General features: G+C 42.7%; 18 protein-coding genes. 4 read left to right on the top strand and 14 right to left on the bottom strand.

The genetic code is table 11. The features are described from left to right. On the bottom strand, nucleotides 1–1590 hold the full coding sequence (locus ORH16_RS15865) for an alpha-glucoside-specific PTS transporter subunit IIBC (protein WP_265459839.1): 1590 nt from the start codon (nucleotides 1588–1590) through the stop codon (nucleotides 1–3). A 98-nt stretch (nucleotides 1591–1688) separates the two neighbouring features. Continuing rightward, nucleotides 1689–3014 carry a 6-phospho-alpha-glucosidase gene (locus ORH16_RS15860; protein WP_265459838.1) on the bottom strand — a complete coding sequence of 442 codons (1326 nt, stop codon included), beginning with the start codon at nucleotides 3012–3014 and terminating at the stop codon, nucleotides 1689–1691. 175 nt (nucleotides 3015–3189) lie between these two features. On the opposite strand from ORH16_RS15860, the gene ORH16_RS15855 reads away from it, so the two are divergent. Continuing rightward, on the top strand, nucleotides 3190–3966 hold the full coding sequence (locus ORH16_RS15855) for a MurR/RpiR family transcriptional regulator (protein WP_265459837.1): 777 nt from the start codon (nucleotides 3190–3192) through the stop codon (nucleotides 3964–3966). Between the two features lie 65 nt (nucleotides 3967–4031). Here ORH16_RS15855 and ftsH read toward each other — a convergent pair whose 3' ends face one another. The 9 genes from ftsH to pth all read right to left on the bottom strand — a co-directional run bounded on the left by ftsH (nucleotide 4032) and on the right by pth (nucleotide 15699). Next, complete coding sequence (gene ftsH, locus ORH16_RS15850) at nucleotides 4032–6218, bottom strand: ATP-dependent zinc metalloprotease FtsH (RefSeq protein ID WP_265459836.1); 2187 nt, start codon at nucleotides 6216–6218, stop codon at nucleotides 4032–4034. 92 nt (nucleotides 6219–6310) lie between these two features. Continuing rightward, a complete protein-coding gene (hpt, locus tag ORH16_RS15845) occupies nucleotides 6311–6856 on the bottom strand; it encodes a hypoxanthine phosphoribosyltransferase (protein ID WP_265459835.1) in 546 nt (181 codons plus the stop codon). 60 nt (nucleotides 6857–6916) lie between these two features. Then, on the bottom strand, nucleotides 6917–8329 hold the full coding sequence (tilS, locus tag ORH16_RS15840) for a tRNA lysidine(34) synthetase TilS (RefSeq protein ID WP_265459834.1): 1413 nt from the start codon (nucleotides 8327–8329) through the stop codon (nucleotides 6917–6919). A gap of 205 nt (nucleotides 8330–8534) precedes the next feature. Further along, entirely contained in the window at nucleotides 8535–8981 is a 447-nt protein-coding gene (locus tag ORH16_RS15835) for a S1 domain-containing RNA-binding protein (RefSeq protein WP_265459833.1), read from the bottom strand. Nucleotides 8982–9037: 56 nt separating this feature from the next. Continuing rightward, nucleotides 9038–9490: an FtsB family cell division protein gene (locus tag ORH16_RS15830; protein ID WP_265459832.1), complete on the bottom strand. Its 453-nt coding sequence runs from the start codon at nucleotides 9488–9490 to the stop codon at nucleotides 9038–9040. Nucleotides 9491–9553: 63 nt separating this feature from the next. Then, entirely contained in the window at nucleotides 9554–9823 is a 270-nt protein-coding gene (locus ORH16_RS15825) for an RNA-binding S4 domain-containing protein (protein WP_265459831.1), read from the bottom strand. After that, nucleotides 9824–11392 carry a putative polysaccharide biosynthesis protein gene (locus ORH16_RS15820; protein WP_265459866.1) on the bottom strand — a complete coding sequence of 523 codons (1569 nt, stop codon included), beginning with the start codon at nucleotides 11390–11392 and terminating at the stop codon, nucleotides 9824–9826. Between the two features lie 133 nt (nucleotides 11393–11525). Then, on the bottom strand, nucleotides 11526–15062 hold the full coding sequence (gene mfd / locus ORH16_RS15815) for a transcription-repair coupling factor (RefSeq protein ID WP_265459830.1): 3537 nt from the start codon (nucleotides 15060–15062) through the stop codon (nucleotides 11526–11528). 76 nt (nucleotides 15063–15138) lie between these two features. Continuing rightward, entirely contained in the window at nucleotides 15139–15699 is a 561-nt protein-coding gene (gene pth, locus ORH16_RS15810) for an aminoacyl-tRNA hydrolase (protein WP_265459829.1), read from the bottom strand. Nucleotides 15700–16258: 559 nt separating this feature from the next. On the opposite strand from pth, the gene ORH16_RS15805 reads away from it, so the two are divergent. Then, the gene (locus ORH16_RS15805) at nucleotides 16259–17230 is read left to right on the top strand and encodes an L-lactate dehydrogenase (RefSeq protein ID WP_265459828.1); all 972 of its coding nucleotides are present in this window, start codon (nucleotides 16259–16261) and stop codon (nucleotides 17228–17230) included. 140 nt (nucleotides 17231–17370) lie between these two features. Beyond that, nucleotides 17371–18765, top strand: a complete 1395-nt coding sequence (locus ORH16_RS15800) for a L,D-transpeptidase family protein (RefSeq protein WP_265459827.1) — start codon at nucleotides 17371–17373, stop codon at nucleotides 18763–18765. Between the two features lie 61 nt (nucleotides 18766–18826). Here the strand turns inward: ORH16_RS15800 and ORH16_RS15795 are convergent, their stop codons facing one another. From ORH16_RS15795 to ORH16_RS15785, 3 genes are all read right to left on the bottom strand, one after another. Then, entirely contained in the window at nucleotides 18827–19585 is a 759-nt protein-coding gene (locus ORH16_RS15795) for an amidohydrolase family protein (protein ID WP_265459826.1), read from the bottom strand. Nucleotides 19586–19772: 187 nt separating this feature from the next. Next, nucleotides 19773–22445, bottom strand: coding sequence for an aconitate hydratase AcnA (gene acnA / locus ORH16_RS15790; protein ID WP_265459825.1), 2673 nt, complete (start codon nucleotides 22443–22445; stop codon nucleotides 19773–19775). Nucleotides 22446–22466: 21 nt separating this feature from the next. Further along, nucleotides 22467–23783: a CitMHS family transporter gene (locus ORH16_RS15785; RefSeq protein ID WP_265459824.1), complete on the bottom strand. Its 1317-nt coding sequence runs from the start codon at nucleotides 23781–23783 to the stop codon at nucleotides 22467–22469. A gap of 267 nt (nucleotides 23784–24050) precedes the next feature. Here ORH16_RS15785 and ORH16_RS15780 point away from each other — a divergent pair, with 267 nt between their 5' ends. Beyond that, nucleotides 24051–24863: a GntR family transcriptional regulator gene (locus ORH16_RS15780; protein WP_265459823.1), complete on the top strand. Its 813-nt coding sequence runs from the start codon at nucleotides 24051–24053 to the stop codon at nucleotides 24861–24863. Nucleotides 24864–25503 lie beyond the last annotated feature (640 nt).

Genomic DNA, 25503 nt, shown 5'->3' with positions numbered 1-25503 from the left:
CTAATCTAGCAATCCTTCAAATTCTTCACGAACAGTTGGCACGCTGAGACCAACAATTACTTGATAATTTTTCCCGTGGGCAACTAGGCCATGGGCTCCGAATTTTTTAAAATCATCCGCTTTTTTGACTAGCGTCTCATCTCTAACCGTTACTCGTAGGCGAGTGGCACAATTTGTGACATCCTGAATGTTTTCTTTTCCGCCAAGCCCCTCTAGAAAGGCTTGTGCTTTCATCGTTTCTTCACTCATCTGCGGTGCTGCAACATCACCGGCACTCCCTTTACTTTTCGATGCTTTGTATTCAGCTTTACTAACTAGTTTAACTTCTTCATTAGCGTCCTCTCGGCCAGGCGTCTTGAGATTCATTTTCAGAATTAACGCCCGGAAGACAACAAACCAAATAGCTGAAAATGCTAAACCAATGACTACTTGCAAGACATAGGTTTGCCAGTGATTGGCCCCCAAAGGCAACCAGTTCAAAGCAATCCAGTTAATCAGACCGCTAGAAAATTCTCCCGAGAGTCCAAATGCGAAGCTGACTGTTGCCAATGTTGCTGCCAATAGAGCATGTACCGCAAATAAAACTGGTGCAATAAATAGGAAAGTAAATTCAATCGGCTCTGTTATCCCTGCCATGATAGCCGTTAAAGCCACAGGGATCATCAGCCCTAAAACAACCTTTTTCTTTTCCTTTTTAGCAGTTGCGTAAAAAGCAGCTGAAATCCCGATGGGTGAAAATACTTTGGATAAACCGTATAAAGCAAAACCACCTGCAGGAAACAAGGTAGCCAAAGACTCTTTAGACGCAGCAATTGTTGGCAAAGCATTTACCCATGCTGTTTTAAAACCGCCGTCAACTACAACAGATTCATAGGCCATTGGCATATAGATAAAATGATGCAGTCCTGTTGGGATTAGGATTCTTTCTAAAAATGTATAGACCCAAATCCCAACTAATCCCGAACTAATAAAGAAGCTTTGCATATTCCCAATCAGATGCTGAACCTGTGGCCAAACAATCATAAAAATAAGTGCTACTGGAATCATTGCAAAGAAACCAATCAAACAGATAAAACTCGATCCTCTAAAAACACCCAACCATTCTGGTAATTTTGTATCAAAGTATTTATTGTGTAAAAAGACAACTAAACCGGAGACAATCAAAGCGCCGACCATTCCAGTATCTAGGGTTTTAACACTCCCAATGATGGTTAACCCACTTCCGCTCACTGCTTCTTGAGCAAAATCCACACCAAAATTCAGTCCCCAATTTTTTAGTAGCTCTGCTAGCATATAATTAAAGGTCATATATAAAACGAAAGCTTCCATACAGGCCCTGGCGCTTTGCTTCTTCGCTAGTCCAATGGGTAAACTGATAACAAAGAGCAATGGCACTTGGCGAAATAATGTCCAAGCTCCTTCTCGGATAACATTCCAAACTTGATACCACATCGTATCGGGTGCTGCTAAGCTGCCCCAAATCATCTCCTGTTGTGCTACCGTACAAATTCCTACAACAATCCCTGAAAAAGCAAATAATAATACCGGAGTAAACATGGCTCCGCCAAATTTTTGGATTCTTTGCATCATTAACAAAAACCTTCCTTCTTCTTTGTAATCGGTTACAGTTAAATTCTAAAATGAAGTCAACCATCAGCTGACTTCATTTTAGAGTATTCTATCCAGACTTAACTTAATTCTGGCCAGTATTCTTTGTTCGCTTCTATTAAATCATCGAGGATTTCTTTGGCAATACCCGCACTAGGAACAGTTGCTGATAAGGTTAATGCCTGCCATAATTTCTGATAAGATTTTTCTTCCCAAGCATCGACAACTAATTTTTCTGCTGCAACCTGTTGTTCCATCATCCCTTTTTGGAAAGTTGGAATTTCTCCCATGACTAATGGCTCTGGTCCGTTGCTACCAACTAAACAAGGTACTTCAACCATTGCGTCAGCCGGGAAATTCACTAAGGCACCATTATTTGGTACAATCAATAGCATTCTTTCTTGCGTGTTATAGGCAATCGCCCGAGCTAAATCTACAATGAAGGAGGCATGGGCACCAGCATGAAATTCATAGCCTTCTGCTGTGCCATTTTTAATAATTTCAGCCGCTGTTTCAAAGACTTCTTTTTCCCGGCTATCCATGACTTCATTTGCTCTGGTGTATTCTTTGTTAGAGTGTTCCACAACATAATCAGGGTATAAGTAATATTTGAGATAAGTATTTGGCAGCATATCCGGAACTACGGCATACACATCTTTAACCTTGCGGAAAGTTTCTTTCCAGCTCGGTGCTCGGTGCTGAAAGTCTTCCGTACTAGATTCGTAACCGTGCTCAGCAACCCACTCTTTTAATTGTGGCATCAAATCATTTCCAGCCTTGTCAGTAATACTAGTCCACCAACCAAAATGATTTAAACCGAAATATCTGACGATTAATTCTTTACGAGATTCTAAGCCTAAAATTCCGGCAAAAGTATTTTCAATTGAAACTGGCATATCACAGATATTGATAATTTTCGAATTTGGTCTTAAGCGACGAGTTGCTTCTGCGACAATCGCAGCTGGGTTTGAGTAGTTCAGCATCCAAGCATCAGGTGAGTATTTTTCCATGTAGTCTAAAATTTCCAATACACCGCCGATGGAGCGCATGCCATAGGCCATTCCGCCAGGGCCACAGGTTTCCTGACCCACCACTCCATATTTCAAAGGAATTTTCTCATCCTGCTCTCGCATGGCATACAAGCCAACCCGGATATGAGCCATCACAAAATCAATATTAGAGAACGCCTCTTTGGGATCCGTGGTATACGAGAAAGTTACTTCTGGATGGCGTTCTTGTAGCATGATTTTACACGCTTCTCCAATTGGGTCTTGTCGCTCTTGAAAATTATCGTAGAGTTTTATAACAGAAATGGGAAATTCCTCATAGTAGTCCAAAAGCATCGAAACAATACCTGGGGTAAAGGTACTTCCACCACCGGCAATCGTTATTGCAAATTTTTTCATGTGTGATATCCTCCAACAAATTTTTAAAAATTCGTGGCCAACGACTTTTTGTTGTACTTATCATAAATTTTCCAGCAACGAATGACAACCCTTTCAAAGGCTTTTGGTAGCGGTATTCACATTATGGTACAATGTAGCAAATCATGTGAACAGGTTGCAACTATTGGAAGGATGAATGATAACTATGACAATCGATGAGTTAATTTCTAAATACTATGACAGCTTCAGCAACAGTGATGTGGATATCGCAAAATATATTTTAAATAACAAAAAAACTGTCTCCCAAATGTCAATTGACAGTTTAGCAGCCACCTGTTTAGTTTCTAGAAGTACAGTTATGCGCTTTTCGCAAAAGCTCGGCTTAAAAGGTTTTGCTGAGCTAAAACTCTTGATAAAAATGAATTTACAAACCATTCCCAATTATCCCGGGAATTTCGTCGAGCTGATTTGCAAAAACGAGATGAGCGTCATAAAACACTTTCAGAATACTGATATGACAGCAGTCTGCGAACTCTTATTTCAGGCTAATCGAATCTTCGTTTATGGTACTGGACAAGTGCAGAGGAGTGTCGCTGCTGAATTTAAACGTCTTTTTCTTTACTTAGGAATCGTTGTAGATGTAATCTCTGGCGAAGGAGAATTTCGCCAAACAAATCGAATCATCGGTGACCAAGATGTGATTTTTGCTATCTCAAAAGATGGCGAAGGAGCCTTTTTGAAAGAAATGCTCCAAGAGTTACAGATGAAGGATGTCCCGATTATTTCCCTCACACGTTCCAGTAATAATACTGTCGCTCAGCTCAGTACACAAAATATTTTTGTTTCAATTGAACGCCATGCCCTTGTCGATAACTTTTTCTTCGATACCATGCAGTCCATGTATTTAGCTGTAGAAATCCTCTTTTCTAAGTATGTCGAGTATATTCGTGGAATGGAATTGGAACATAATTAAGTAACAATCCCATACAAAAAACCACCCGCAAAATCATTATTTTGCAGGTGGTTTTCAATTTGTGCTTATTTGTAGCGGTCTTCAAAGTTGTTGCGGTCATAATCTGAATCATCATGATCGTCGTCATCTTTTTTGTCCGTTTTTTCTTCGGAAATTTCTTCAGAGACTTTATGACTTTCTTGGTCAGCCTCTAATTTAACTTCCTCCGTTTCCTCGTGAAGCTCTTGTTTGGCAGCTTCAAAGTCACGTTTTTCTTCGGCTTGTTTTTGCGCATCCTTTTCTTCTAAAGCACGTTTCGCTTCTTCAAAGGTTTGCGCTTTTTCGCTTGGGAATTCGCTGCTAGCAGCATCATCCGGCATCTTGCCTTCTTCGTATAATGATTTGATTGCCTTAGCATCAAGGGTTTCAAATTCTAATAGTTTTTGGGCAATCAGTTTGTGTTTATCCCGGTTTGTTTCAATGATTTCCCGAGCTTTATCATGGGCTTCCACTAAAATCTTGCGGACTTCTTGGTCGATTTCAAAGGCAACTTGTTCAGAGTAAGCCTTAGTTTGACCATAATCACGGCCGACGAAGACTTGGTGATTGCCTTCATACTGAACTGGTCCTAAGCGATCGCTCATGCCGTATTCAGTTACCATGCTGCGGGCCAATGAAGTAGCTTGTTCAAAGTCATTAGAGGCACCAGTTGATTGAACGCCGAAGACGATTTCTTCTGCCGTCCGACCACCGAGTAAACCAACGATTTGTTCAAACATATCTTCTTTGGTCATTAAGAATTGGTCTTCTTTTGGTAAAGCAATCATGTAACCGCCAGCGCGGCCACGAGGAATAATCGTTACTTTATGGACAACCCGGGCCCGGCTTAAGACTAAACCGACAATCGTATGACCAGCTTCGTGGTAGGCCACCATTTCCCGTTCTTTTTTGTTGATAACCCGATCTTTTTTAGCAGGTCCGGCGATTACCCGGTCTTCTGCTTCATCGATATCAGAGGCATCAATTTTCTTCTTGTTGCGGCGAGCCGCTACTAAAGCTGCTTCATTCAAGACGTTTTCCAAATCAGCACCGGCAAAACCTGGTGTTTGTTGGGCCACGACCTTCAAATCAACATCATCAGCTAAAGGTTTGTTTCTAGCGTGAACTTTTAGAATCGCTTCACGGCCTTTGACGTCAGGACGGCCAACTAAAATTTGGCGGTCAAAACGACCTGGACGTAATAACGCAGGGTCTAAGACATCAGAACGGTTGGTTGCGGCAATCACGATAACACCTTCGTTACCATCAAAACCATCCATTTCAACCAGCAATTGGTTCAAGGTTTGTTCACGTTCATCGTGTCCGCCCCCCATACCAGCGCCCCGTTGACGACCAACAGCATCGATTTCATCGATAAAGATAATCGCTGGTGCATTTTTCTTAGCTGTTTCAAATAAATCCCGCACTCGGCTAGCACCGACCCCAACGAACATTTCCACGAAGTCTGAACCAGAAATCGAGTAAAATGGTACGCCGGCTTCACCAGCAACGGCTTTAGCAAGTAAAGTTTTACCAGTTCCTGGAGGGCCCTCTAATAGTACCCCAGCTGGAATTCTGGCACCTAGTTCAACGAAGCGACGGGGATCTTTTAGAAATTCCACAACTTCAACTAGTTCTTGTTTTTCTTCTTCGGCACCAGCTACGTCAGAGAAACGCACCCGATTGGCTTTTTTGTCGGCCTCTTTGGCTTTTGATTTACCAAAGCTCATCACTCGGCCGCCACCGCCACCAGAGCCGCCGCCTTGTTGACTCATCATCATATAGAAGATGAACAATAAGAACACAATTGGCAGGAAGCTGATTAATAGAGACACCCAGACACCGCTGGAGGATTCTTCCCGAACCGTTGTGTCGACATCATTGTCTGTCGCCAGATTTAAGACTTCATTTAAAGTCGAATCATTTGGCAGTACAATCGTGGTAAAGCTTGTAGTAGAACTGCTGGTGGAGCCTAAAATTGCTAAGCCACCAGAATTGTCAACCGTTTGCGAACTAGTGTATTCACCAGTAATGCGATACACACCGTTAGCCGGTTGGATTGAGAAGGATTCAATTTCTCCATCTTCAAGTTGTTGCTTAAATGTTGAGTACTCGATATCTGTTGATTGGGAAGAATTGTTGCCGAAAATAAAATAGACAACCATCACCATCGCTAAGATTACGAGGACATAATATAAGGTATTTTTCATCATACCATTACCTTTTTTGTTCATATTCGCCCTCCCATGACTATAAGAATTTTACTTTAATTTTTTTAATCAATTCTGACCATTCAATTGTAACATAACTCACAGGGAAAAAGGCACTAATTTGTTTGATAAACTTCAGGTTTTAATACACCGACATAAGGCAGGTTGCGATAATTTTCTGCGTAGTCTAAGCCGTAGCCCACAACAAATTCATTTGGCACGTCAAAGCCGACATAATCAGCTTGAATATCCACCACGCGACCCTCTGGTTTATCCAACAATGTCACAATTTTCACAGAGTTGGCTTTGCGGTATTTAAATAAATCCACCAGATACGCCAACGTCCGCCCGCTGTCGATAATATCTTCGACAATTAACAGGTCCCGGCCTTCTACATTAGTGTCCAAGTCTTTAACAATTTTGACTTCACCAGAAGAAACCGTGGCAGCTCCGTAGCTGGAAACATCCATGAAATCAATTTCCAAGTGACCGTCAATCTCACGAATAATATCCGCCATAAAAGGCACAGCGCCCTTCAAAACGCCGACGATTAAAGGACTTTTATCAGCATATTCCGCTGTCAAAACTTGCCCCAGCTCAGCGCAGCGGGCTTGAATCTCCTCTCTAGTAATCAAAACTTTTTCAATGTCTTTTTCTAACATTCTCTAGTAAATCCTCCTCATTGATTTAAAAAACGAACTATTTTTTTCAGCAGGTAAACATCATAAATTTTTTGCTCGATAAAGCAATGTGTAGTGTATTGTATCAGTTTCTGGAGCAATACTCAAATAGGAAAGCAGATGGGGAACAAGCACCAAAATCTGCCCCTCATCAGATAAAATGACTAACGCTTCCGCCCTCTTTTCAGTCGGGATTTTTTCATCGATAAAATAGCGGCGAATTTTTTTGCGCATTTCTGACGATAACTGGATGAAATCTCCCGCCTGACGGGAGCGATAAAAAAATCTGCTGTTTTTTGGATAACGAAATTCCTGTTGCCAAGCTGACCATTCTTGAGCCTTTTTCGGGATTGGAATTGGCTGATCCGTTGGAAAAATCGCCAACCAGCTTGTTTCATTAATAAAAATACCTTCTTCTGGAAGCGGCAAAGCTTTGACAATTTCATTTTTTTCAATTGTTTCGGCCACAACGGACTTTTCAAAAATTAGTCGTTGATAGCGCCGCCGCAGCTGCCAACCGTCAGCAAAGTCAACCTGCCATTGCGGAGCCTGAGAATTTTCCAGCAGCTCCTTCACTTGATTGAGTTGGCTGTTTTTCCCGACCATCCCAGTTTCACTGCGGACTCGTTCAAAAAAGTAATCCCAAAAAAGTTCTTGACGCGGCTGTGAATAAGCCAAAAAATTCGATAAGTTCAGCTGATAACTGACAGGACTTGTCTGCTTTTGGACCAGCGTTTGATAGAGCTGGGTCATCTCCTCTGCCACCAGTTGATTAGCGGCTGCCAGTTTAGTTGAAAATTCCGCCAAGTGAGCAACCATGCGGGGATTTTCTTCAATTAATAACGGCAAGACCTGTTGCCGCAGCCGATTGCGTTGATAGAGTACACTTTGATTGCTGGCATCTTCAAAATAGTCCAGCTGCTGCTCAGCGGCATAGGCTCTCAGCTCTGCTTTTGTAAAAGGCAAGAGCGGCCGAACTAGTTGCCCGTTTGCAAAGGGCTGCCTTGGAGAAATGCCCACAAAATTTTCCAGATGACCGCCACGAATTAGCTTCATTAAAATTGTTTCTGCTAGGTCATCTCCGTGATGGGCCGTCATCAACAGCGAAAAATCATTTTGCAGCATTGTTTCGGCAAAAAATTGATAACGAAATTCCCGGGCAGCCACTTCAACACCGCTTGTAGGAACTTCTTCCCAGCTGGTTTCGTAAAAGGCTAGCCCTGCTTGCTGACAGAATTTTCGTAAATAATCCGCTTCCATCACGGATTCTGCCCGCAAATTATGATTGACATGAGCGACGGCTAGCTTAAAATTTCCAGCTGGTGCTAGCCTTTGCAGCAGATTCAATAGAACAATTGAATCGACTCCGCCGGAAACAGCTACTAAAATTTTTTCCTGCTGCCAAGACCTTTGATATTGCTTTTGAAATTCGGCAAATAGATTTACTGCCGCCATTTTGCGGACCTCCTTTGCTAAAACCAAGAAAAGAGGCTGTGGCATTAGTCTTGTCAACAGTTGAAATCCCGCAGTAGCATGAACGTGCGCATCACCCTCGGCGGACTTTGCCCAAATTCATACTATTTAATTGGCATCAGCCAACTAGTCTTCGGAAATTTCTACTCTGTTACACCTAATGTCACAGCCTCGTTTTTACATTTAATTAATTACGACGGCCACCACGGCCACCACGTTTGCCTTCGGTATTTCTTCTTAAAGAGGAAAGGCGATCATCACTGTCTTTAAGAAAAGAGCTCATCAAAGTGTCAAAATCATCTTTACCGCCGCTGTTGCCGGCAGGTTTACTGAAGTTTTTCTTTTGCGGAGGACGAGGACGAAATTCTTTTTTCACCTCGGGTTTGGCATCGGCCGGTTGTTCCTGTGTTTGACGAATTGAAAGACCAATCTTCCCATCATTTCCAACTGAGGTAACTTTAACCGTTACTTCATCACCAACTGTTAATACATCATGAATATCTTTCACATACCCGTTAGAAACTTCACTGATATGAACCAGACCAGTTTTGCCGCCTCCTAAATCAATAAAAGCACCAAAATTGGTAATACCTGACACTTTTCCTTGTAACTTAGCTCCTACTTCGATTGACATCTAAAAATGTTCCTCCTAATTTTTTGTTCCTAATTTATATAAATTAATTATTGCTTTTACTGAGCGGCGCTGTCGTCACTCGCACTTGTAGTGGAATCCTCAGTGCTTTGACTGCTATCTGTTGCACTATTACTAGATTCGGTAGTTCCGCTAGGTAGTACATAGACCGATTCGCCTTCCCTTGAGTAAAAAAGTCGGTCGCGGGCTAATTTCAGCACGTATTGGTCGTCTTGCAACAGACCAACATCCGTCTGCAAATCCGCTACTTTATCCGTAGCGGCTTGGGCTTCAACTTCAGCTTCAGACTTGATATCTTCTAAATTCGCCAACTTCTGATAATTACCGTAAACGTTATAACCCATAAAGGCAAAGACGCCAATGGCCACTAGACAGATGAAAAATAAGCGGCGGCGCTTAAAAACGACTTGGCGACGCTGTTTTTGAAATTGTGCGTATTGTTCTTTTGTATAGTCATTGGTGAGTTTTGTAATTTTATCGTCTTTACTCAAGATAATCCCCTCAGCCTTTCTAAGTTCGTTTTATTATACCAACATCTCAGAACCTTGTCTAACCTAATTCTCTGAGGAATTGACCCGTTCTTCTGATAAAATCGTATACATTTTCGCTGCATCTTCCTTTTTAGTGGATTCATGCAGTTCAGTAATTTTTACAGCCAAAATTTTATTACCAAATTGAACCTTTAATTCATCGCCAACCTTAACGTCACTGGAGGATTTCGCCAGCTTGCCGTTGATTTGAATCCGACCTTTGTCGGCAACTTCTTTGGCCACCGACCGTCTTTTAATAATTCTCGAAATTTTTAAAAATTTATCTAAACGCATTTATTTTTTCTCCCTTCTTTGAACAAATCTTAATATTTTTTCCCCGAAAGGAAACATCAGCCATTCCCGAATGGTAAATAACCGAACTCGGATTGCCGTAATCACAAAAGCACTGGCGCCAAGGGCTACCCCTGTCAGTGACCACCAAAGAGCCTGACTTCGGTGAGTGTATAAGCCGCTGACTAAAATCACGCCATACAGAATGAAAATGACCGCTGTCATCACCGCCAAGCAGCGGTACAATTTACGATTAAACTGCTGTTTGCGCCAAAACTGATTGATTTCTGGCGGCAGCAGTCGAATCAGGTAGACCAATGTCACCAAGAGGCCTAAAATTGTCGATAGACTGGCTCCTACAGTACCAAGAGTATAGGTTAAGAGGCCGGTTGTCAAAAGTTTCGTAAAAAATCCCAAAAGCGCCCCCCGCAGTGGTTTGCGGAAAATATTTTGACTTTGGGTGATACTTTGATACGTCTGAATCAAAGCCATCAGCCCCACTGCCAAGACAAAGACAATCAAGGTTGGATTGCCGACCAAATCTTTAAAGAGGGCGTAGTTGATAAACGGTGCCAACAGCACTAATCCTAAGGTCGCCGCCAAAGCCAAACTAGCGGTCAGCCGCAGATAAATTGTGGCATTTTTTTGAAACTGCTGCTGATTGCGGGTTAAAAAGCTCTTGGTCAGAGGCGGCAAAAAAGTCGCACTCAAGGCCGTGGCCACTACCAGACCCAATTGCACCAGTGGCTGACCCCGATCATACACCCCCTTGGCAATCTTAGCGGCTTCTTCACTGAGCCCCGCCACCACCAGGTAATTTTTGACAAAAAAGGAATCCACCAGCTGAAATAAAATCAAAAAACCGCTGTAAATTGACACCAAGCCGCCTTCAATGATAAAGCGCCGCAGCAGGGCTTTGTCTGGCCAGCTCCGCAGGGAAATATCCCGCGTTGACAGGCCGTGGCCATTAATTTTGCCGTCATAATAATACAAGACAGCATAGGCCAATAAGCCACCGGCAACGGAACCGGCCATGGCCAATGTGCCGGTCTGGTAAACATCCCAGCCTAAGTAATAGAAAAATAAGGCCGCGACAATAATAATCCCAACTCTGACCAGCTGCTCCAAGACTTGCGAAATCGCCGTTGGAATCATCTGCAGGCGGCCCTGAAAATAGCCGCGGTAATAAGATGAGCCGGGCATCAATAAAAAGGTGAAGGACACTACTTGCAGCAAAGGCTGAAGACTTCTATCCCCCATTAAGCTGGCAATCCAGCCACTGCCAAACAAGGTCAGCCCCCACAAGCCAATGCTCAGGGCTGACAGCAGCGGCATTAGCCGCTGCATCGCCTGTTTTTCTTCGGCTAAACTATTTTGAGCCGCCACATACTTTGAAACAAATTGCGGCAGACCACTCAAGGCCAGCGTCATGGCAATTCCATAAATCGGGTAAATCTGCTGATAGACGTAAAAGCCTTCGTCCCCAACCAGATTTTGAAAGGGCACCCGATAAACCGCACTCAACAACTTAGCAATGAAGGAAGCGATGGTCAAAATCGCTGCCCCCTTCATAATCGATTGCATCTCTCTGGCCATGGCTACCCTCCTTGTCTGCTTCTAGTATTTTTTTCCTTACCTAAATTGGCTAGTGATTTACTTTACTCTAGCTGAATTGCAGCTGAGATTTTTCTTCCTTTAGCTATTCTCATTCAACTGTTGTTAATTCTTCGGTACTCTTTAACTGCCGCAGCCCTTTGACAAAGCTGCTTAGCTCCTGCAAGAGTTCCGGCTGTGACATGTTTTTACCGATGGTCAGCTTGATGACCATTTGTTCTTTTTCAATTCCTAAAGTCGCCTTCATTTTCGTAGCGGCTAAGGCTTCAAAAATCTGCTCCACAGAAAAGCGCTTGGTGCCGACTTTGCTCAAAACAACTTGGACGGTCATCTGCTGTTTGCGGATGGTCTCCAATAAAGCCCGGTCGCCGTCCATCTTCAATTGACCGATTGCCAAAAGATAGGCGACCTCATCTGGAAATTCGCCAAAGCGGTCTAAGAGGTCTGCCTCCAGCTCCTCCAACATTTCTTGATTTTCCAGTTCTCGAATTCGTTTGTAAATTTCGATTTTTTGGCGTTCATCTTCAATGTATTCAGCCGGAATATAGGCATCAATGCCCAAATCAATCTCGACAGAGGTCCGCTGAATTTGGGCATTTTTACCCTGTTTGCGGGCTACCGCTTCAGAAAGCATTTGTGAGTACATATCAAACCCGACGGCATCGATAAAGCCGTGCTGCTGAGAACCTAAAATATTACCGGCACCCCGAATCGATAAATCCCTCATGGCAATTTTAAAGCCAGAACCCAGCTCAGTGAAATCCTTAATCGCCTGCAGTCGTTTTTCACTGACCTCATTTAAAATCTTTTGTTGCTCATACATAAAGTAGGCGTAAGCCACCCGATTGCTCCGACCAACGCGCCCCCGCAATTGATAGAGGGTCGACAGCCCCATATAGTCGGCATTTTCCACAAAAAGGGTGTTGACGTTGGGAATGTCCACGCCGGTTTCAATAATCGTCGTGGTGACTAAAATATCATACTGCCCCTCAATAAAATCAAAGAGGGTGTTTTCCAGCTGCACCTCAGTCATCTGGCCGTGGGCAAAGGCAATATTGGCTTCTGGAACTAAAGCCTGCAGCTCTTCTACCTTTTGTTCAATAGTATCGACGCGATTATATAAGTAGAAAATCTGACCGTCTCGGGCTAATTCCCGCTCAATTGCCTCACGAATGGCACCGGGATTTTTTTCCATGACATAGGTTTGAATCGGATAACGATTTTCCGGCGGTGTTTCAATCACCGATAAATCCCGCACTCCTAGCATTGACATGTGCAAAGTCCGTGGGATTGGTGTCGCCGTCAAGGTCAGCACATCGACTTGTGAGCGCAATTGTTTCAAGCGCTCTTTGTGTTTAACACCAAAGCGCTGTTCTTCATCAATGATTAACAGACCTAAGTCACTAAAGGTAATATCCTTCGATAAAATCCGATGGGTGCCGACAACAATATCAATTTTGCCTTGTTTCAACTGTTCCAAGGTTTCGTTTTGTTGTTTTTTCGTTCTAAAGCGACTTAAAAGCCCAACATTTACCGGAAAGCCTTCAAAGCGTTCCAGCATTGTTTCATAATGCTGCTGAGCCAAAATCGTTGTTGGTACTAAAAAGGCGACTTGTTTACTTTCTTTGATTGCCTTAAAGGCTGCCCGCAAGGCGACTTCCGTTTTACCGAAGCCGACATCGCCGACCAAAAGACGGTCCATCGGTCGTTCCCGCTCCATATCGTGCTTGATTTCAGCGGCACTCCGCAGCTGGTCATCGGTTTCTGAGTAAGGAAAGGCATCCTCGAACTCCTTTTGATACTGGTCATCGGGCCCAAAGGCGAACCCTTTTTCCGCTTCTCTAGCGGCATAGAGCTGAATTAAATCATCGGCAATGTCCTCGACCTTAGCGGCAATTTTCCGTTTTGTTTTGGTCCATTCGCTGCCACCGAGTTTATTAATCCGTGGACTCTTACCTTCAGAGGCAACATATTTTTGAATCAGGTTCAGCTGGGTGACGGGAATAAAAATTTTATCATCATTTTGATAAAGAATCGTCATATAGTCTTGATGGACCCCATCGACTTCTAAGGTTTCCATGCCGATATATTTCCCAATCCCGTGATTGGCATGCACGACATAATCGCCGGTTTTTAACTCGTTATAGCTTTTCAGACGTTCTGCATTTGAAATCGTCTGACGCTTTGCCCGTTTTTTAGTCGCCTTCTGGAAAATTTCCGTTTCCGTAATGACGACGAGCTTTTCCTGCAACAGCTCAAAGCCGGTCTGAAGATTGCCGGCGACTAATTGCAGCTTGCCTTCAATCAGCTCCTCTGGCCTGGTGACTACGCTGGTGACATCAAAGTCCCGCAGCATCTCCTCCATTTTTTTCAGTCGCTCACTGGAGGGTAGTAAAATCACTACGGTCTGCTGCTGTTTTTGCCAGCGGTCGATTTCGACTTTTAAGAGGGGCATTTGTCCGAAAAATTGCTGCATACTGCGGTATTGGAAATTATAAATTCCTTGAAAGCGCAGATTGCCCATGCCCTTTTGAAAGAGAGAGAAAAAGCTGGTGTTCAGCGTTGATTTCGTCAATAGCTGATGGACATCGCCGCCAAAACTCTGCTCAGGAAAAATTCGCAGCTCTTCAATTTTCAGTGTCTGCCACTCTGCTGCTTCCCGTTCAATTTCCCGATTGGTTTCCATGACCCGAGAAAAGTCATCGACAAAAAGTAGGCTGCCCTCTGCCACATAATCCAGTAAAGTCGTTGCCTCTTGATAGAGAAACGAGGGATAATAATTGGCCTGCTCGCCGGGAATTCCTTGCTCCCATGAAGCAATCAGCTGACCGAAATAATCGGTTAAAAAGTTTTGGTCAACTTTTTCTTTGGTGACGGCCAGCCTTTTTTCCAAAGCTACTTGTAAACTAGTGACACCTGCCTTGAGATTTTCCTCCGAAAAAACCAGCTCAGAGGTGGGGCTGATGGTGATTGTTTCCAGCGTTTCCACCGAACGCTGGGTATCGGCATCAAAAAAGCGCAGGGAATCCAGCTCCACGTCAAATAATTCCCCCCGCACTGGATAAGCTGTATCAAGGGGATAAATATCAATAATGCTGCCACGAATACTAAATTCGCCAGGGCGGCCTACCATTTCTTGGCGCTCATAGCCCATTAGCACTAATTGTTGGGGCAAGTTATCAAAGTCGATTTCAGTGCCGACCTGCCAATTTAAATGGGCGGCCTGCCAGGTGTCTTTTTCTGGCAGCTGCTTGCGTAAAGCAGCCACTGGGACGATGTAGATGCCCCGTCCCCCCGCTGCTAAAGCATTTAAGGTAATCACTCGATTGGCTTTGGCTTCCGGAGAGGCAAAGGCCATTTCCGCCGACATGACTTCGTCCACCGGGAAAATATGAACTTCATTTTCCGGCAGCACATTCAATAAGTCCTCCATTAATTGATTGGCGTAATACAAATTTGGAGTGACGACTACAATGCTCCGCTGCATTTTTTGATAGGCGGCTACAAAGGCCAGCATTTTAGCGCTGCTGGAAAGGCCTGTCAGCAGCTCGCGATTATTTTTTTTCGACAACAGCCCAGTCCACTCCTGTAACAAAGGACTGCGACTGATTAATTCAACCAAATTCATGCTAGTGCTCCTCTTAAAGCTGTAATTTTTGCCGGCTGATAATTTTTCTTATCAGAGCGAGGGGACAGCTTCTTTATTAATTAAATTTATTCATGGTATCAATAAAATTATTTTGTTCCAAGTAAAACTCGCTGGCGGCCACCGCTTGGTCAATGGCGCCTTCGATTAAAGGCAGGTCATCTGTGTCAAAGGGGCTCAAAACATGATTGACAACACTCATCTGTCCTTTTGGCCGACCAATGCCGATTTTTATCCGATCAAACACATTGTCATTTAAATGGGAAATAATACTCTTGATACCATTGTGTCCACCGGCGCCGCCCTTTTGTCGCAGACGGATTTTACCGACTTCTAAATCTAAATCATCATAAATCACCAGCAGCTCCTCTGGATACATGCCAAAATAATTCATCAACGGCACCACCGCTTTACCGGACTCATTCATAAAGGTCTGGGGCTTCACCAAATATATTTTTTCTCCATTAAGAAAAAAATTGCCGACCTCAGCTTTAAAGCTGTTTTCTTTAAATGTCACTTGATATTTATCTGCTAAACGGTCGACGGTCATAAAGCCGACGTTGTGCTTGGTCTTTTCATATTTACTGCCGGGATTCCCCAGCCCTACAATCATTTTCATTTTCCACCTCGAAGATTATCAGCGGGTTTTTCTCCGCTCCAACACAAAATACTGGATAGCTTCACCGCTACCCAGTTTTTCTTTCAAAATTATAGCATACTCCGCTGAAGAAAACCCTGTTGAGACTTTAAGACTTCGTTAAAATTTTTAGTTGTTATACAGGCGCAAGCCTTCTTTCCCATAGGGCATTCTAACAGCAAATTATTTTCATGCAGCTCTTTAATCCTGTTACATAATTTTCTTGAAAATTTTCTTTTCAATTCCTTTTTCCGATAATTTTCATTTAAAAATGGAAAATATTGCTCAAGTTTTCATTCTAACTATTTTCAACTGGAAACTTCTAAGAAAACTTTATTATTCTGCTATTTTATTAGTTCGTCATTTTTTTCAACTCTTCAAAAAATATCAAAAGGCTGGAAATCGTGAAAAACCACACATGTAAACAATTCCAAAAGAAACAGTTGATAAATCTGTATTATTTTTGCGAGCGTCTGAAGTGACAAGGGCCGTAAATACTGTTAGTATGTGTAGTGAAATACAACTTGAAAGGATGATCAACATGACAGATTCAGCAATTAAAAATCATCAAAAAGTAATTTTAGTCGGCGACGGGGCTGTCGGTTCCAGCTACGCTTTCGCACTAGTCAATCAGAACATTGCCCAAGAAATTGGTATTATTGATATAGCTAAAGAAAAAACTGAAGGGGATGCGATTGATTTATCTCATGCCTTGGCCTTCACTTCCCCCAAGAAAATTTACGCTGCTGAATATAGCGATTGCCAAGACGCTGATATCGTTGTCTTAACAGCTGGTGCACCGCAAAAACCCGGTGAAACTCGTTTAGACTTAGTGAGCAAAAACTTAAAGATTAGTCGTGCCATCGTGACAGAAATTGTCAATTCTGGATTTTCCGGTATCTTTTTAGTGGCCGCTAACCCGGTGGACATCTTAACTTATGCCACTTGGAAATTCTCCGGCTTTCCAAAAGAACGGGTTATCGGTTCAGGTACTTCCTTGGATTCAGCTCGTTTCCGTCAAGCGATTGCTGAACTGGTGGATGTAGATGCCAGAAACGTCCATGCTTATATCTTAGGGGAACACGGGGATTCCGAATTCCCAGTTTGGTCTCATGCTAACGTGGCCGGTCTGCAAATTTACGAATGGATCAAAAACAATCCAGATGTCGATGAAGAAGCGATGGTTAACCTCTTCTTCGGTGTGCGGGATGCTGCCTATACAATTATCGAGAAAAAAGGTGCGACCTTCTATGGCATCGCCGTCGCTTTAGCCCGGATTACCAAAGCGATTTTAGACGATGAAAATTCTGTCCTGCCATTGTCCGTCTACTTAAACGGCGAATATGATCAAGAAGGCATCTTTATCGGTGCGCCGGCGGTTGTCAACCGTTCCGGTATCAAGCAAGTCATTGAAATTCCTTTAACCGATGCAGAAAAAGATCGGATGAAGGCTTCAGCCGACCAATTAAAAGAAGTTATCGACCAAGCCTTTGCCCAATTAGACAACGAATAAGCAGTATTATTTTGACGGCCAGTTTTCCTTTGGAGGACTGGTCGTTTTAGTCCAAGATAAAGTTCTCTACAAAGCTGCCTTTTTATGTTACAATTATTACCGATTGACATTTTTTTGACTAACTATAAGGAGTTGCTTTTATGAGCAGAAGTGCTAGAAATGCAGGTAAAAAGGGACGTTTGAAAAAAGTTCTCTTAATTGTAATTCCAGCTGTTATTGTTGTTTTACTCGGTGGTTATGCCTTTGGAAGTAATTATTACGCAAGTCGCTTTGAACCTCAGACTTCGATTAACAATATTGACGTTAGCGGAATGACGGCCAATGAAGCTCAGGAAGCTTTAGCAAATTATTACAATGGTCAGAATTTTACGATTACCGATAACGGCCAAGAATGGAAAACTTTACCTATCGCCGATTTAGGTGTGACCGCTGATACCATTAATCAAATCAGCGCCCATCTACAAGATCAAAATAATTGGGCGTGGGGTACAGCGCTATTTTCCGATAGCGATTTGACGGTTGACAGCCTTTCATTAGATGAAGAAACTTTGAACACAGCCTTGGCTGAAATCACTAGTGAAATCAATACATTAAATGAAGGCCGTACGACAACCCAAGATGCGACCATTGTTAAAAATGAGACTGGCTTTAGTGTCCAAGATGCTGTTGTAGGTGACAACATCAATGCTGAAGCTGCAATGGCTGCGATTTCTGAGGCCATTGCCAACGGCAGCTTTTCAATTGAATTGGAAAATTATATTACGCAGCCAACCATTACTGCTGACAATGCTGATTTACAAAATCAATTAACCAGCTTAAATAAGATTGCCCAAGTCAGTGCGACTTATTCGATTAACGGCACCAGCTTCCAAATTCCAACAGAAACAATTGCCGATTGGTTAACGTATGCTGACGGTCAAGTCGGCTTGGATAATGATAAAGTTACGGCTTATGTGACTGATTTAGGTACACAATACAATACGAGTACCAACCCAACTAGCTTCGCCAGCACGTTGCGGGGCACGGTGTCGGTGCCAGCCGGTACGTACAGCTGGTCCATTCAAACTGGTGATGAAGTCGCTGCTTTGACGGAACAGATTTTAGCCGGTGAAGATTTCACCCGCACGCCGATTACCAGCGGAGCGACAACTGCCGACCATGCATTAGTCGGCAACACTTATATCGAAGTAGATTTAGTGAACCAACATATGTGGTATTACAAAGACGGCGCTTTAGTTTTAGAAACGGATATCGTCAGTGGTCGACCTTCAATGGCGACCCCGACTGGTGTAAATTACGTCTGGAACAAAGAAAGAAATGCGACTTTAGTCGGCGAAGATTATCAGACACCCGTTAGCTATTGGATGCCAATTGATTGGACGGGCGTTGGGATTCATGATTCTAGCTGGCAAAGTGCTTACGGCGGTGACCGTTACACAACAAACGGTTCCCATGGCTGTATCAATACACCACCAAGTGTGATGGCAACCTTGTATGAATCAGTTTCAGTTGGTACACCTGTTTTAGTTATCTAATCCTTCACCACAAAACCCCTTAGCAAAATTGCTAAGGGGTTTTTCGTTGTGGGCTTTTCTCCTACAAATACCAGTTTTGTCCGTTTGTCAGTAGAATCTTTTTGGCATCGGCGACTGAGAACTGATCTTGAATCAGTTTGATATCATTGAGGGTAAAACGCTCTCTGGCTCTGGTCCCCGGCAAATCACTGCCGAATAATAAACGGTCGGGATTTTCGGCAAATAATTGTGGCAACAGACGGGCAATTTCTTCTCGGGAATAGTCTACCCGTCCAAAGCCGGTCACTTTGACCGCCACATCAGCCGCTAAAAATTTAGCTACACGCTGTGAGTTGGCTTTCCCCATGCCTAAGTGGTCGATGGAAACCTTCGGCAGGTTTAAAATCACTGCTTCTAAATCAGCCGAAACTGTATCTAAATTTAAATAAAATTCCGTCCGCCAGTTGACCAAATCGTGGACTCGCCGGGAAAATTTTTCAATCGTTTTTAAATCAGCTGCGGCTCCTCGGTATAGATTAAAGCGAATCCCTTTGACCCCCGCTGCATCCAAACGGAGAATTTCTGCATCAGAGGTTTCCGGTGGCAATTGAGTGATGCCGACAAAGTTCGGACCAAATTTTTTTAACACGGCTTCTAGGTAGCTCTGGTCAAAGCCTTGAAAAGAACCCGAGACGACTGCGCCGCCGACAGCTTCTAAACCAATAGCTGCTAATTCAGTCTGATAATCGGCAACTGAATAAAAACCCGGCAAAAAACCATTATTTTCAATGATTGGAAATCCTGGTTCAATAATATGAAAATGACTGTCAAAAAGCTGCATTGTATGCTTCCTCCTCTAAGGTCACGCCTCTCGTTCACTAAAAAATGAGGTCGTGCAACAAGCCTTGTTCCAGATGACTGCCAGCACCAGTTTTTACTGATTTGTGTTTCAGGCATTTCCTCTGTTTTGACTTCTGCACAACCCCGCTAACTATCTTATCCGTCACCAAAATGACGGTGGTAACCTATTACTTAAACTCGGCAACTTTGTCCTGCAAGACCTTATTTAAGATACCGCCTAATTGATAATAGGCTAATTCAGCATCTGTGTCGTAGCGCAATGTAGTCGTGAAGCTGATAACTGTGCCGTCAGCTTTTGTTGCCGACACGCTGACATCTTGTTTCGGTACAAAATTATCTGGCAGGTCAATCGTGAGAATCTCCTCACCCGTTAAACCAAGCGTTGCCGCATTTTCCCCTGTTTTAAATTGGAGTGGCACTAAGCCCATCATTACCAAGTTTGAGCGATGAATCCGTTCAAATGATTCAGCAATAACCGCTTTAACTCCCAGTAATTTCACACCTTTTGCAGCCCAATCTCGTGAAGAGCCCATGCCGTAATCCTTACCAGCTAGAATAACTAACTCGGTATTCGCTTGGTCATATTGTTGACTAGCATCAAAAATTGGCAGAATTTTATCCGTTGGGAAGAATTTTGTAAAGCCGCCGATTTTGCCATCGGCTAAGCTATTATTCAAACGAGTATTTGCTAGTGTTCCCCGGGCCATCACATGATGATTTCCCCGCCGAGAACCGTAAGAATTAAAATCCTTCGGCGCAACGTGATGCTCTTCTAAATACTGGGCAGCTGGCGTGCCTAATGCAATCGACCCGGCTGGTGAAATATGATCCGTTGTAATGGAATCACCTAAGTTTGCCAAAATCCGCATATTCTTTAGACTTGGGGTTTTAGTTGTCCCCGCCACTTGTTCATCAAAATACGGCGGGTTGGCAATATAGGTGGAGTCTTCATTCCAATTAAAATTGGTTGAATCCGTCACGGCTAATTTATTCCACTCTTCTGTTCCTGAGAAAATTTCTTCATACGCTTCCCGATAAACATCAGAGGTGACATATTTTTTAGTTAACTCATTGATTTCTTCTGTCGTCGGCCAGATATCTTTTAAGAAGATATCAGCGCCGGCTTCGTTTGTGCCGATTGCCTCTTTATTCAAGTTGACCCGTAAATTGCCAGCTAATGCATACGCAATTACTAACATTGGGGATGCTAGATAATTAGCCTTAATCAGCGGATGAATCCGGCTTTCAAAGTTGCGGTTGCCGCTGAGAACAGCGCCAGCAATCATTTCTGAATCGACTAATGCTTTTTCAATGGCCGGATTTAACGGACCGGAATTCCCGATACAAGTTGTACAGCCATAAGCAATAATATTGAAGCCTAATTGATTCAAGTAAGGCATCAAGCCAGCTTCTTCTAGGTAGCGGGTTACCGCTTGTGAGCCAGGAGCAAAGGAGGTTTTTACCTTTGGCGAAATCGTCAAGCCCTGTTCGACAGCTTTTTTCGCAATCAGGCCAGCACCAATTAGAACTTCTGGATTTGAGGTATTGGTACAGCTAGTAATAGCCGCAATCAAGACATCACCAGTCTTTAAGGTTTCTGCTTGGTCCATTTCAAAGGCAAATTCTTTATCTAAGTCAGCCGTTGTGCCGCCGAAGCCATGGTTGCCTAATGGCGCAGAAACGGCTTTTTCAAAGGATTCGTTTAAGTCTTCCAATAAGACTAAGTCCTGCGGCCGTTTTGGCCCGGAAAGGCTAGGCGAAATCGTCGCTAAGTCTAATTCAATCACTTTCGTATAGTCGATTTCTGCTGCTGTTGCCGCTGTATAAAATAAGCCGTTAGCTTTAGCATAAGCTTCAATTGTCGCAATTTTATCAGCCTCTCGATTGGTTAACTCTAGATAAGTTAAGGTTTGCTCATCAATTGGGAAATAGCCGCAAGTCGAGCCATATTCTGGTGCCATGTTGGAAATCGTTGAACGATCAGCGAGGCTCAACGCTTGATAGCCTTCGCCAAAATACTCCACAAATTTGCCAACTACATTGTTTTCTCTCAGCAAAGAGGTAATCCGCAAAGCCACATCAGTTGCGACAACGCCAGAAGGCAATTGACCAACTAATTTAACGCCAATCACTTCTGGAATGCCGAAGATTGAGGCCTCGCCTAACATGCAGGCCTCCGCTTCAATTCCGCCAACACCCCAGCCAAGTACACCAAGAGAATTGACCATCGTTGTATGGGAATCAGTTCCAAAAACACTATCTGGATACAACACATGCTCTTTTGATTCTTGAATTACTGGCGATAAATATTCCACATTAATTTGGTGGATAATGCCAGTATCCGGTGGAATTGCCCGGAAATTATCAAAGGATTTTTGGGCCCATTTCAACAATTCGTAGCGTTCATGGTTACGCTCAAATTCTTTTTTGATATTGTAAGCCATCGCTGCCGGTGAGCCTGCTTGGTCAACCTGAACTGAGTGATCAATGACCAAATCTACAGGAATTTCCGGATTAATATCTAGCGGATTTAGGCCCATTGCTTTTGCGGCATCCCGCATCGAAGCGATATCTACTACACAGGGAACACCAGTGTAATCCTGTAGTAAAATCCGTGCTGGGTAGAAGGCGATATCTTCGCCGGTACTTTGTTTCCAATTGCGAATTTTTTCAATATTTTTTGGTAAATCAGCTGTCGAGGATTTCCGCAAAACATTTTCCAATAAAATTCGAATCGCATAAGGTAACGTGTTTATATCTAACTCATATTCTGCGGCCGCTGCTTTAATATCAAAGTAGTCGCCGTAATTTTTTAGCTGCTTTAAATAAGTCTGACTCATAGTCTCTCTCCTTCGTTAAACCTAGACTGACAATGGCATCAAGCCGAAAACAATTCCTACCACCACGTAAATGATGAAAATTCCGATGGCATAAAGGGCGCTTTTCTTTTGCCATTGCCCCATGTCGACGTCTGTCATTCTCAGTAATACGTAAATAAATGGTACTAATGGGCTCAATAAGTGGAAGGCTTGACCCATCAAGGAAGCAAAACCTAACTGTAATGGTGTGAAGCCGTATTGCGCACCGGATTCGGCCAAGACGGGTAACACGCCATAATAAAAGGCATCATTCGACAAGAAGAAGGTTCCTGGTGCGGATAAAATAGCAACAATCAAGCCCCAGTAGCTACCCATGCTGCTTGGAATAACCGCCGTTAAACTATTGGCAATGGCATCGTTCATGCCTGTGCCTGACAAAACGCCCATAAAAATTCCGGCAGCGATAACCACCATTGAAACTTGACCAGCATCTGGCAAGTTGGCTTCAATCCGCGCCCGCTGATCTTTTAAGTTTGGATAGTTGATAATCAAACCTAAGGCCATACCAACAATAAACAGAATTGCTGAAGGAATAGTTCCCATAATCAACAAGATAATAACAGCAGCAGTTAAAATAAAGTTAATCCACAACAATTTAGGACGACGGATGGCTTGCAATTCAGGGTCAGTAATCGTGGTCATTTCTAAAAGCATTTCATCAGTAAAGTCCATGATGCCAAGACGTTTGCGTTCTTTTTTACCCATGAAATAAGCTACTACCACCATGTAGATGGTGGCGGCAATCATCATCGGCACCAAACCACGTAAAACTTCTGACTCATTCAAGTTCAAGACGGTAATAACCCGGGCAGTTGGTCCGCCCCACGGCAGTAAATTCAACACCGAGTGGGAAAGAATGGTTAAAACTGCCAAGTCTAGCATACTCATCTTCAGCTTTTTATAAATTGGGACAAAGGCCGAGCAGACGATAATCATCGTCGTGGTGCCATCTCCATTTAGAGAAACTCCAGCAGACAGAATAACCGTTGCCATCATCACCTTCAAGGGGTCACCTTTGGCAAAACGAATCATCGCATTGGATAATGGATCAAACAAACCGGCATCAATCATTAGAGTAAAGAATAAAACTGCAAATAATAGCATAATTGCCGTGGTACTGGTTGTTTTCAACCCTTCCAAGGCTGCTTCCCCTAAATTAACATCCCAGAGTCCAAACAATTGCCCGGCAATCCCAAAGAGCAACGGAACAGATGCCAAAGCCGCAAAGGGACTTAATTTTTTGGTCATAATCAGCACTAGGAAAGTCGCCACCAGTGCATACGCCATAAATGTAACCATATAAAAACTCCTCACCATTTTTTATGTAGTGCTTAAGCACCCTCAATATAGCACCTTTCAAGTTTTCTGTGAAAGCGATTTCTGTCCAAAAATTGTGCTTCCTGTTTTTTTTCTGTTTTTTTCTATTCGACTCTTAAAAATCGTAAAATATTTTCCAGCAGGGATAAATTAGGCTCCTGTGAATTTTCTCAGAAGGTCTCTTGAAAAAGAATATTAAAGTCGTTATTATAAAGAAGCCAATGTCCTTACTGTAAACGGAGGTCAAAGATGAACAAATATGGATATGAAGAAAAACTGTTGGAAAAAATTGATTTCACTCAGCGCAAGCCCCTTGCCGAAGTCGTCTACTTAGGATTAAAAGAAGCGATTTTAGATGGCACCTTTCCTTTGGGAGAAAGGATTAATGAAAACAGCCTGGCGGTACAATTGTCAATTTCCCGTACACCGATTCGAAAAGCCCTGAATCGCTTGATTGAAGAAGACTTGGTGGACCATGTCTATGATTACGGTACCTTTGTCAAAAGTGTTAACTTGGATAAAATTCACGAAATTTACAAAATTCGCAAATCATTAGAGGTACTGCTCTATGACGAGGTGGCCCGCAAAGCTGACGCCGCTGATTTGGCTTTTTTAAAGCACTCCGTTCAAAAAATGATTGAGTTGGAGGACCAAAACCAGACCGAGGCTTTGAATTTGGAACTCAATCAATTTAATCAGCGTATCAATGAGATTGCCCAGATGACGACATTGACTGGCATTTTATCAGACTTACATACTTACTTCCGCAATTTCCGCAGCTTCTCCTTTGATACGCGGGAGCGCCGCAAAGTTGCGACCAAAGAACATCAGATTCTCGTCCAACTGATTGAAGCTAAAGAGGCCGATTATTTGAAACGAGCCGTTGAACAACACATCAGTCACGCTGAAATGGCGGCTATTCAATTTTTTGATTCCCAAGAATTAAAGGCTGAAATGCTGAAAGGTAATTTTTATCAGCCGAAAAAAACCGCCTACTGCGCACCCGACTGCCCTATCTTAACTGAAGACGCTGCTGAGCAGGATGGACTTGCTGCAAACTAACTCGGCGTTTTTCAAAACTTTAGCTTAAACAACCATTACAACAAACCCCACAGAAGATTGCCTGCAATAACTGACAATCCTCTGTGGGGTTATTTTTCGCCTGCATTAGATTGGTTAATCTCCCCTTTTCTTCTAAAAATTTACCCATCAATATTTTTTCTTTTTCTATTTTCAAACTTCATTAAAAAAAACTAATTTAGCAAAAATTTTTTCACCAAATAAAAAAACATTGAGGTAATAACCCCAAGCAAAAAAACTTAGCATAAAACAAAGAATCAGCATTTTTAAAAATAACCATTATTTCATATCTTTTCACAAAAAAGTTTTCTTTTTAATCTTTAAATATAATATATTTTCATATTTATTAATTTTTTAATCATTTTTTCTAAAATATGTTATACTTTTTATATATAATGTTAAGTTTTCCAGTTTGATAAACCCTGAAGAAAACGCTATCACAACAATAGGAATGGCACTTCAAAAATGGTCTATGTCTAGCTAAATAGACAGAATTTTATATTTTCGCAAAGTTATTAAATTGGTCTACTAAAAAACCTGTTTCTATTTTCACGAAAGGAGTACTGTGAGATGAGATGTCAAGCAAATCAATCCCCTCATCAGATTTTCTGGTATCGAGATT

This window comes from Enterococcus sp. HY326, assembly GCF_026157065.1.
In the GTDB taxonomy this organism is placed as follows: domain Bacteria; phylum Bacillota; class Bacilli; order Lactobacillales; family Enterococcaceae; genus HY326.
The sequence above is the reverse complement of the archived record's forward strand: the minus strand, read 5'-3'. Positions and strand labels throughout refer to the sequence as shown.